Genomic DNA, 8,743 nt, shown 5'->3' with positions numbered 1-8,743 from the left:
TACACGGGTCAGGGCCCGGCACGCCGAGAGCACGCACCTGACGCCGCGGGGCCGCCCTCCGGGCGACGGCGGGAATTTGACGACAGGGCCTAGGGGACTTTGCTGCCGCGGCCCGGGCGTGATCCAAACGACAGGCCCCAGCCCTCAGTCCCGGCGCAGACGTTCGGCCAGGGCTTCGAGGACGACCGGGGGGACCAGGTGGGAGACGTCGCCGCCCCAGGTGGCGACCTCCTTGACCAGCGAGGACGACAGGAAGCTGTAGGTGGGGTTGGTGGGGACGAAGAGGGTCTCCACGCCCGAGAGGCCGATGTTCATCTGCGCCATCTGCAGCTCGTAGTCGAAGTCGCTGACGGCACGGAGGCCCTTGACGATGGCGGGGATGTCGCGCTGCTTGCAGAAGTCGACGAGGAGACCGTGGAAGGCCTCGACGCGGACGTTGGCGTACTCGGCGGTGACCTGGCGGATCAGGTCGATCCGCTCCTCCACCTCGAACAGGCCCTTCTTCGACTTGTTGATCATCACCGCGACATAGACCTCGTCGTACAGCTTGGAGGCGCGGCCAATGATGTCGAGATGTCCATTGGTGATGGGGTCGAACGACCCGGGACAGACGGCGCGGCGCACTTGGAATCCCTCGCTCTCCGGTCCGGTCATCGTGCGTCTTCGCACGTAGAGGCGGCGCGACCGTACCAAAACGTTCCCTCGCCGTAACGGCGGGCCCGGAGCGCTTCGAAACCGGTCGGCCAGGCGAATTCACCGCCTCTGGTGCTGCGCTCCACGGTGACGAGCGCTTCCTCCGCGAGCCACCCTCCCGTACGGAGTGTGAGGAGGATCTCCCGAAGATCGTCGTCCGGGACGGCGTACGGGGGGTCGAGGAAGACGATGTCGTACGGCTCCTCGGGGGCCGGCCCCTGGATGATCTGTTCCGCTTTGCCCGACCTCACCTCTGCGCCGGGGAGACCGAGTGTCCGGACGTTGTCGCGGATCGTCCGGGCGGCGCGGGCGTCGGCCTCGACGAGGAGGGTGTGGGCGGCGCCGCGGGAGAGGGCCTCCAGTCCCACGGCTCCGGAGCCGGCGTAGAGGTCGAGGACACGTTCGCCTTCGAGGGGGCCGCCGAGGAGGGCCTGCCAGGTGGAGAAGAGGCCCTCGCGTGCGCGATCGGAGGTGGGGCGGGTACCGGTCCCCGGCGGGACGGCCAGGCGGCGTCCGCCGGCTGCGCCGGCGATCACGCGGGTCATCTTGGGTCCTTCTTCAGGGTCATGGGCGGCTTCACGGTTCAGTCTGGCAGGCGCGGGTGCGGGCTGCCTCGCGTCGTTGGGCCGCCGCAACTCCGCCGCGCCCCCGTCGCGCCCCCGTCGCGCGGCGTACCGGCAGGGCCCCTGCGCGGGCGTCCTCTCAGCCCTTGTCCAGGTACTGCTCCCTCTCCTCGTCCAGCAGGGCGTCCAGAGCCGTTCTCAGGCCGGGGAGGGATTCCAGCTCCGGATCGGCGGCCACCACCGAGGCCGCCTCCTGCCTCGCCTGCGCGATGATCTCCTCGTCGTCGACGACGGTGAGCATGCGCAGGCTGGTGCGGGCGCCGGACTGGGCCTGGCCGAGGACGTCGCCCTCGCGGCGCTGTTCCAGGTCGATGCGGGAGAGTTCGAAGCCGTCGAGGGTGGAGGCGACAGCGCCCAGGCGCTGGCGCGCGGCGCTGGCCTCGGGCATCTCCGTGACGAGGAGGCAGAGGCCGGGGGCGGAGCCGCGGCCGACGCGGCCGCGGAGCTGGTGGAGCTGGGAGACGCCGAAGCGGTCGGCGTCCATGATGACCATCGCCGTGGCGTTCGGGACGTTGACACCGACCTCGATGACGGTGGTCGCCACCAGGACCTTGGTCTCGCCGGCGGCGAAGCGGCGCATGACCGCGTCCTTGTCGTCCGGGTGCATCCGGCCGTGCAGGACCTCGACGGCGAGGCCGTGCAGCGGGCCCCGGGTGAGCTGGTCGGCGATGTCGAGGACGGCGAGGGGCGGGCGCTTCTCGGCCTCGTCCTCGGGGGACTTCTTGGCCTTGCCGGGGGCGGTCTGTTCGTCGGCGTCGTCGCCGATGCGGGGGCAGACGACGTACGCCTGGTGGCCGTTCTCCACCTCCTCGCGGACGCGCTCCCAGGCGCGGGCGAGGAAGTGGGGTTTGTCGGCGGCGGGGACGACATGGCTGGCGATCGGGGACCGCCCGGCGGGGAGTTGGTCGAGGACCGAGGTCTCCAGGTCGCCGAAGACGGTCATGGCGACCGTGCGCGGGATGGGGGTGGCCGTCATGACGAGCAGGTGCGGCGGCTGCTTGCCCTTGCCGCGCAGGGCGTCGCGCTGCTCCACGCCGAAGCGGTGCTGCTCGTCGACGACGACCAGGCCCAGGTCGTGGAACTGCACCTTGTCCTCGATCAGGGCGTGGGTGCCGATGACGATGCCGGCCTCGCCGGTGACCAGGTCGAGCAGGGCCTGCCGGCGGGCGGCCGTGCCCATGGAACCGGTGAGCAGCACCACCTTGGTGGCGTGCTCGGCGCCGCCCAGCATGCCGCCCTCGGCCAGCTCGCCCATCATCTCCGTGACCGACCGGTGGTGCTGCTGGGCGAGCACCTCGGTCGGCGCGAGCATGGCCGCCTGACCGCCGGCGTCGACCACGGCGAGCATGGCGCGCAGGGCCACCAACGTCTTTCCCGAGCCCACCTCCCCCTGGAGCAGGCGGTGCATCGGGTGTTCGGTGGCGAGGTCGTCGAAGATCTCCTGGGAGACCTTCTTCTGGCCGTCGGTGAGGGTGAAGGGGAGGCGGGCGTCGAAGGCGGTCAGGAGGCCGTCCGGGGTGGGGCGGCGGGCGACGGCGGGGAGTTGGGCGTCGGCGTGGCGGCGGCGGGCGAGCGCGACCTGGAGGACGAAGGCCTCGTCCCACTTGAGGCGGTCCCGGGCGCTCTCGATGTCCGCCTTGGTGTGGGGGCGGTGGATCTTCAGCAGGGCCTCGGGGAGGGGGACCAGGCCCCGGCCCGCGCGCAGGGCGTCGGGCAGGGGGTCGACGGCCTCCTGGGCGCTCGGCAGGACCGTCTGGACCGCCTTGGCGATCTTCCAGGACTCCAGCTTGGCGGTGGCCGGGTAGATCGGGATGAGGGCGCCGGCCCAGCTGTCGACCGTCTCCGACACGTCTTCGCCGCGCAGCAGTTCGTAGGCCGGGTGGGCCAGCTGGAGGCGGCGGTTGAACACGGAGACCTTGCCGGCGAAGAGGGCGCGGGTGCCGGGCAGGAGCTCCTTGTGGGGTTTGTGGACGCCGTTGCCGAAGAAGACGAGCTGGAGGCGGCCGTTGCCGTCGGTGATGGTGACTTCGAGGCGCTGGCCCTTGCCCCGGGGGGCCTTGGCGGAGGCGAAGGTGTGCAGCCGGGCGTCGGCGACCTGGGCGACCACGGTGACGTGCTCGTCCATGGGGAGGTCGGCGAGGTGGGTGAGCTGCCCGCGCTCCTCGTACCTGCGGGGATAGTGGTGCAGCAGGTCTGCGACGGTGTGCAGGCCGAGGTGCTCGGCCATCACCTTCGCGGTGGCGGCGCCGAGCGTGTTCTTGAGCGGTTCTTCAAGCGCGGGCACGAGATCCATTGCACACCACGGCACTGACAATCCCGTATACGTGCTTGAAATCCGCTGGTCAGGCGGGTCGTTCGCGCCTAGGATGGCGCACTCCCGGGCCTGTAGCGAAGGCCCGTGCCGCCTCCCGTCCGCGGTCACCGTCTCGTGGGACCGCCCTACCCCGCGCCGTCGCCCGACCCCACCCCCACCGGCGCTGCGACGATGGATTCAATGACCTCACAGTCATCCCAGGCATCCCAGACTCCACAGTCACCTCACACGTTCCAGGTCGATCTGCGTGGCCTGGTGGATCTGCTCTCGCACCACCTCTATTCCAGTCCGAAGGTCTACCTGCGCGAGCTGTTGCAGAACGCGGTGGACGCGATCACCGCGCGGCGGGCGGAGGAGCCCGACGCGCCCGCCCGGGTGCGGCTGTTCGCCGACGGCGGCACGCTGCGGGTGGAGGACTCCGGCGTGGGGCTCACCGAGTCCGACGTGCACAGTCTCCTCGCCACGATCGGGCGCAGCTCCAAGCGGGGCGACGGGCTCCAGGAGGTCCGCTCGGACTTCCTCGGGCAGTTCGGCATCGGGTTGCTGGCGTGCTTCGTGGTGGCCGAGCGCATCCGGGTCGTCAGCCGCAGCGCCCGTACGCCCGACGCGCAGCCCGTGGAGTGGACGGCGACCGACGACGGCTCGTACACCGTGCGGACGCTGCCGGACGCGGCGCGCCCCGAGCCGGGTACGACCGTGCATCTGGTGGCGCGGCCGGGTGCGGCGGAGTGGCTCGCGCACGCGCGCGTGCTGTCGCTGGCCCGGGACTTCGGGTCGTTGCTGCCGTACGACGTCCGGGTGGGCGAGGAGGCGGTCACGGACCTGCCGGCGCCCTGGGACCGGCCGTACCCCTCCCCCACCGCCCGGAGGGTGGCTCTCGCGCGGCACTGCCACGACGTGTTCGGCTTCACCCCGCTGGACGCGATCGAGCTGGACGTGCCGCTGGCCGGGATCCGGGGCGTGGCGTACGTGCTGCCGTCCGCGGTCAGTCCGGCGCAGCGGGCGGGCCACCGGGTGCACCTGAAGGGCATGCTGCTCACCGAGCGGGCCGAACAGCTGCTGCCGGAGTGGGCGTTCTTCGTGCGCTGTGTGCTCGACACGGACAGTCTGCGGCCCACGGCGTCCCGCGAGTCGCTGTACGAGGACGAGACCCTCGCGGCCGTCCGGGAGGCGCTGGGCGACAGGATCCGCGGTTGGCTCACCGGTCTGGCCGCGGGCGATCCGGAGCGGCTGGCGGCCTTCCTGTCGGTGCACTACCTGGGGGTGAAGTCCCTGGCGCGGCACGACAAGGACATGCTGCGCACGATGCTGCCGTGGCTGCCCTTCGAGACGACCGACGGGCGGCTGTCCCTGGAGGAGTTCGCGCAGCGGCACCCGGTGGTGCACTTCACGCGGACGGTCGAGGAGTACCGCCAGGTCGCGCCGATCGCCTCCGCGCAGGGCGTCGGGGTGATCAACGGCGGCTACACGTACGACAGCGAGCTGGTCGAGGCGCTGCCGTCGGTGCGCCCGGGGACGATGGTCGCCGAGCTGGACGCCGACACGGTGACCGCGCACCTGGACGCGCCCGACCCGGACGAGGAGCTGGCGCTGGCGGGCTTCCTGTCGGCCGCGCGGGCGAAGCTCGACCCGCTGGGCTGCGATGTCGTGCTGCGGGCGTTCCACCCGCTGTCGGTGCCCGCGCTGCACCTGGACGACCGTTCCTCCCGGCACGAGCAGGCCCGCGCGGAGGCCGAGGAGCAGGCCGACGACCTGTGGGCCGGCATCCTCGGCTCCCTGCGCGGCAGCGCCCCGCGCGCGCGGCTGGTGCTCAACCACCTGAACCCGCTCATCCGACGCATCGGTTCCCTGCGCGATCCCGAGCTGATCGGGACGGCCACCGAGTCCCTGTACGGGCAGGCCCTGCTGATGGCGCAGCGCCCGCTCAGGCCGGCGGACTCGGCGCTGTTGAACCGCGCGTTCATGGGCCTTCTGGAGTGGGCCACGCACAGCGAGACCGGGCCCGGGGAGGGCGGCCGACCGTGAGGGACGTCATGGACTTCGACGAACTGCGCCGTGCCATGGCGGAGAACTACGAGCAGCCGGAGGGCCCCGCCCGCAACGCGCGCGCGGAGCGGCTGCTCGCCGAGGCCGAGAAGCTGAACATCCCGCTCGCCGTGATCGAGGCGCTCGGACACCAGCTGAAGGTCTACAACTACAGCTCCGAGAAGGACAAGATGTTCGTCCCCTTCGCGCGTCTGCTGCGCATGTGGGACGAACGCCCCGAGGACTTCGACGAGTACGAGATCCACTCGCTGCACTGGGTGTTCAAGTGGATGTCGGCCGGCATGCTGAACCAGCCGCATGTGCCGCTCGCCTCGATCGAGAAGTGGCTCGGCGAGATGGAGCACCGCTACCGGCTCGCGGGGCACTCGGAACGGGCGGTGCGCAGCGCCGAGTTCAGTGTGGCCGCGCACATCGGTGACCTGGCGAGGGCCGAGCGGGCGTACGAGGCGTGGCTGGCCGCCGACCGGGACAGCATGGCCGACTGCCACGCGTGCGAGCTGCACGGCCAGGGCTGGTGGCAGGCGCGGCGGCGGCACGACGCCGAGGCGCTGCGGTTGTGGGCGCCGGTTCTGGAGGGCGAGTACACCTGCGCCCACGAGCCGCACACCGTCCTGGCGTCCTCCCTGCTGCCGCTGCTGCGGCTCGGGCGGCCGGACGAGGCACGCGCCCACCATCTGCGCGGTTTCCGGCTGGTGCGGGCCATGGAGAGCATGCGCGGCGCGTACGCGGACCACGTGGAGTTCTGCGCCCTGACCGGCAACGAGGCGCGCGGCCTGGAGCTGCTGGCGGAGCGTCCGGCGTACTTCACGGACTCCGGGGATCCGCGCAGCGGGCTGGACTACATGGCCGTGGTGGCCCTCCTCATGGACCGCCTGGTCGACCGCGGGTTCGCCGATCAGACGGTCCCGGGGCCGGCCGGCCGTACCTGGACCGCCGCGGAACTCGCCTCGCACGCACGCGTGGAGGCCCTTTCCCTGGCCGCCCGGTTCGACGAGCGCAACGGCACCTCGTACGTCAGCACCCAGGTCCGTGAGCGCATGGACCAGTCGCCGCTGGTGGAGCGGCTGCCCCTGGGCGTGCGCTCGACGCGCGCGGTGCCGGTCCCCGGGCCCCGGCAGCCCCTGGCCGTGGAGCGGGTGGAGGCGGCGCCGGCGCCGGACGACCTGTCCGCGCTCCTCGCCGAGGCGCGGCGGCTCTCCGAGTGCCTGCACCCGGCCTCCGTGGGCGCGTGGGCCGCCGTGGCGCGTGCCGCCGAGGCGGACGGCGCGGAGCTGGACGCCCATGACCGGGCGGAGATCGTCGACCACCGGGCGATCGGCCTCGGGCCCGAGGGGCGCACCCTGTTCGAGCACGCGGCCGAGCTGTACGAGGAGGCCGGTGACCCGGGTGAGGCGCTGGCGGCACGCGCGCGTGGAGCGACCGTCCACGCGTTGAACGGGCACACCGAGGACGCGCTGGAGCTGCTCTCCGAGCCGTACGAGAAGGTCCTCGCCCTCTACGCGGGCGGCGGCACCGGCCTGCGGCAGACGGCGTCCGTGCTGGTGGGGCGGGCGCGGATACTCATGCGGCGGCTGGAGGAGGCGGAGCCGGACCGGAGCGCGCTGACCGCCGCCGAGGCGGCCGTGCGGGAGCTGGCGGAGTTCGTCGAACCGCACCGCGCTGGGGATGTGCGGCTGGCCTCGCGGGCCGCGGAGGCGCGGGCCATGCTCGGGGAGCTGGCCGAGCGCGGCGGGGACGCGGAGGCCGCCGCCGCGCTGTTCGAGGAGGCCGCGGAGCGGTACGTGGCGGCCGGGGCGCCGTGGTTCGCGGTGCAGTACGAGGCCCGGCTCGCCGGGGTCGCGCAGCAGCTCGGGGATCTGGAGCGGGCCGAGCGGGCGGCCCGCGCGGCGCTGGAGCACGGCGGTGCGGACCTGGAGCCGATGGGCCACGCCCAGCTCCACGTCCAGCTGGCCGAACTCCTCGGCGCGGCCGACCGGGTCGAGGAGGGCGCCGGGCACGCGCTGGAGGCGGCGCACTGGGCCGACGAGGCCGGTGAGAGCCGGACGCTCGGCTCCTGGGCCCGGCATCTGCTCGGCGGGTTCCTGCTGCGGCAGGGGCGGTGGGCGGAGGCCGCGGAGGTGCTGGAGTCGGCCCTGGCGGACCTGACCGCCGAAATCCACGGGGACGGGGCGATCGCCCAGACCCTGTGGTGGCTCGGCGACTGCCACACCGAGCTGGGCGAGCACCGCGAGGCGGCCGACCGGTGGCTGCGGGCCGCCGACATCACCCGGCACTGGCCGGAGCAGCGCGACCACGCCGTGCTGGCCCACCTCGCCGCCGAGGCCCTCGCCCGCGCGGGGCTGCCCGCCGAGGCGGACCGGGCGTACGAGCGCGCGGGCGCCCTCTGGGGCGAGCTAGGCAACGTCCACGGGTATGTGCGGGCGCTGCGGGCGCGGGCCTGGTACGCGGCGCAGGGGGGCGCGGGTCTCGACGCGGCGCGGGAGTTGATGGGTGACGCGGTGCTCGGGTGCGAGGCGGCCCTGTCGGACGTGACCGGCGAGGAGAACCGGCGGCGGATCCACGCGGAACTCGGCGACACCTACCGGCAGTTCGGCGACCTGCTCGCCCGGTCCGTCGCCGAGGACGCCGAACTCGACTCGTACCGGGCGGTGTTCGAGGAGGCGCTCACGCTCGTCGAGCGGGCCGTGGCGGTGTACGGCTCCCTCGGCGCCGACTTCCTCGACGCGCGAACCGGAGCGGAGCTGGCGGCCGGGTGGCTGGAGGCGGACCTCCGCCGGGCGGCCGACGCGGCGGGGCGGGCGCGGAGCGTGTTGACCGCGTACGCCTCCGGCGGTGGGGGCGACGGCGAGGCAGTCCGCGACGGTGGCGGTGGTGGCCGGGAGGACGAGACGGCGGTGGCGCGTCGGTCGGAGGCGGAGCGGATGCTGGGGTTGGTGGAGGGGTTGGGGGACGACGGGGTGGAGGGCTAGGCGCAATGCCGGTGACTTAAGTGGTTTTGTCTCGTTGTCGTTCGTGTGGCGAGGGTGGGGCAGGCCAGGACGCCTGCGGGTGAGCGGTTGTCGGACCG

The 8,743-nt window shown here is 73.1% G+C and carries 5 protein-coding genes; 2 read left to right on the top strand and 3 right to left on the bottom strand.

What is annotated here, in order from left to right:
- Nucleotides 1–144: 144 nt before the first annotated feature.
- From coaD to recG, 3 genes are all read right to left on the bottom strand, one after another.
- Nucleotides 145–624, bottom strand: coding sequence for a pantetheine-phosphate adenylyltransferase (coaD, locus tag ACZ4Z2_RS37120; RefSeq protein WP_468082169.1), 480 nt, complete (start codon nucleotides 622–624; stop codon nucleotides 145–147).
- A gap of 26 nt (nucleotides 625–650) precedes the next feature.
- Nucleotides 651–1,238, bottom strand: a complete 588-nt coding sequence (gene rsmD, locus ACZ4Z2_RS37115; protein ID WP_468082165.1) for a 16S rRNA (guanine(966)-N(2))-methyltransferase RsmD — start codon at nucleotides 1,236–1,238, stop codon at nucleotides 651–653.
- A gap of 157 nt (nucleotides 1,239–1,395) precedes the next feature.
- A complete protein-coding gene (gene recG, locus ACZ4Z2_RS37110) occupies nucleotides 1,396–3,609 on the bottom strand; it encodes an ATP-dependent DNA helicase RecG (RefSeq protein ID WP_468082163.1) in 2,214 nt (737 codons plus the stop codon).
- A gap of 201 nt (nucleotides 3,610–3,810) precedes the next feature.
- Here recG and ACZ4Z2_RS37105 point away from each other — a divergent pair, with 201 nt between their 5' ends.
- Together ACZ4Z2_RS37105 and ACZ4Z2_RS37100 are read left to right on the top strand one after the other, a co-directional pair.
- A complete protein-coding gene (locus ACZ4Z2_RS37105) occupies nucleotides 3,811–5,655 on the top strand; it encodes an HSP90 family protein (RefSeq protein ID WP_468082162.1) in 1,845 nt (614 codons plus the stop codon).
- An 8-nt stretch (nucleotides 5,656–5,663) separates the two neighbouring features.
- A complete protein-coding gene (locus ACZ4Z2_RS37100) occupies nucleotides 5,664–8,645 on the top strand; it encodes a tetratricopeptide repeat protein (protein ID WP_468082167.1) in 2,982 nt (993 codons plus the stop codon).
- Nucleotides 8,646–8,743 lie beyond the last annotated feature (98 nt).

The organism is Streptomyces sp. NPDC030183 (genome assembly GCF_055573455.1).
The sequence above is the reverse complement of the archived record's forward strand: the minus strand, read 5'-3'. Positions and strand labels throughout refer to the sequence as shown.